The following is a 1,711-nucleotide window of genomic DNA, read 5'->3' as shown; positions in this document are numbered from 1 at the left end:
TCCGCCAGTTCCCGCACGGCATCCGGGAGGGCTTCCCGCCGTCCTGAATTGACCTGGATACGGTCAATGTTTACCTGCATTTTTATCACCTCTTTCGGCCACAGCCGCTTTATTTGTTTTTCTCCTGCCGGATGAAACACGTTGCGCCGCCGGTTTGCCTGGTGGCGTAAAGTCTTGCATCCCGCAAGAAAGGAGAAGCCCGCGCGGGCCTGCTTTGCGCCCTCATTCTGTGAGGAAATGTGACCGGCGCGGGTTCCTGCTAAATAGCTTTCTTAAAAGTCTGTGCCGTATTATCAGGCGGCATGACCGCCTTACTGCTCATCCCCGGCACGGGAGTATGCAAGCCCAGTGTGGCACTCCGGCGCGATACCGACAGACGGCGGCGGCAGGTGACGAAGCTGCCCATACCAGTCCCTCAGTACCTCCCTTTTACCCTGCGATACGGGTGTCTGCGGTGCATCCCGCGTCTGCGGCGCTGCCATGCGCCGGACAGCCATGCCGGTATCGCTCGTGCCTTTGATGTGATCGGTTTGACGGGCAGGGGCAGAGGTTTTCACCCCCTTTCGCTGTCCCTGGCCGCAGGCAGTCGTGGCGTGGAATGGCTGATGCAGGATGCAGTCACTTACATACTGACTATGAACAGGAGCCTGTCCTGCTGTTTTTCAAGGTTCAATCGATCATGCTCAGGGAGCAAACTGACGGAGAATGCTGTCAATCGTGGCGAGGTCGTCCCCGGCAAGCTGGGCGCTTAATTTCACAAGCAGCGCAGCCTGCCGTGCTGTCAGTTTTTTGCGGTAAAGGTAAAACCCGTCCGCAATCTTGATGCCGCCGCCATGCCGACCGCGTACCGTTTCGATGGGGTAGGAACACATGAGGACAGCTATATCCTGCCGGATGGTTTCTCTCGAAACCTGAAACTCAAATGCCAGGTTGCGGTATGTATCGTGCCGCCTTATGCACAGCACTTCCAGAATCGCTTCCCGCCGTTCTGCATAATTCATGCGTCCACCCCCTTTCCCTTGCTCTCTGAAACCAATGGTATCTGGTAAAGGGCAAGCGAACCTTGCCCTTTAAGAAAAAAGTTCAAAAAAATTTTTTCCGCTTGATTACGCATCTTGTTACCTCCGAAAATTTGAAAGTGGGATAGGTTTTAGATTCCCGGAGAGGGGGCGGGGCGCGGGCGGCATACCATTTCCCGCGCGGTTTCAAAATTTTTTTGCTTTTTTCAAAAAAATCCGGCAGGACAGCGCCAGAAGCGCGGAAAAGCCGGATTTTCTTCGACATCTTTCCGCAGAATCCTCCGAAATCGGACAGAAGATGCTGCGGAAAACTGTCGATAAGAAAAAAAGGCGCAGGCAACCGTGGGGTTGCCTGCGTCTTTTTGAAATTATGGAATATCAAATGTGATAGATTTCGCCCATGCCGCCATCCGGCGGCATCAGGAAACTCAAAAGGGTCGCGCCACGCTGTCACCTCCCCGCAAAAGCGGCAAAAAAGAAAGGCGGCAAGGGCTTTCTGCCCCTGCCACCTCGTGACTGATACGCTTGGTTCAAAAAACAGTTTGTTTGAATTTTTTAGTTTTGTTTTGTTTCCGCGCCGTCCGGCCCGATTTTCCTGCCGTCAATCACGGTATTGACCGACATGGAACCGTCCGCATAAAAGTAGTACCACTTGCCGTCAATCTGTTTGAAACCGCCGGCAAACATCCAGC

Annotated in this window: 2 protein-coding genes; both read right to left on the bottom strand. The window is 53.8% G+C overall.

Annotation, left to right across the window (positions count from 1 at the left end; translation table 11 throughout):
- Positions 1-683: 683 nt before the first annotated feature.
- Complete coding sequence (locus D5269_RS17720; protein WP_120390755.1) at positions 684-1,001, bottom strand: HTH domain-containing protein; 318 nt, start codon at positions 999-1,001, stop codon at positions 684-686.
- A gap of 573 nt (positions 1,002-1,574) precedes the next feature.
- Entirely contained in the window at positions 1,575-1,706 is a 132-nt protein-coding gene (locus tag D5269_RS17715; RefSeq protein WP_243126962.1) for a hypothetical protein, read from the bottom strand.
- Positions 1,707-1,711 lie beyond the last annotated feature (5 nt).

The organism is Anaerotruncus sp. 1XD42-93 (assembly GCF_009917605.1).
Classification (GTDB): domain Bacteria; phylum Bacillota; class Clostridia; order Oscillospirales; family Ruminococcaceae; genus Anaerotruncus.
This window is presented reverse-complemented; position numbering and strand designations above follow the sequence as displayed.

Coding starts and splice junctions, on each gene's coding strand:
- D5269_RS17720 (WP_120390755.1), bottom strand. CDS start 1,001: ATGAATTATGCAGAACGGCGGGAAGCGATTCTGGAAGTGCTGTGCATA.
- D5269_RS17715 (WP_243126962.1), bottom strand. CDS start 1,706: ATGTTTGCCGGCGGTTTCAAACAGATTGACGGCAAGTGGTACTACTTT.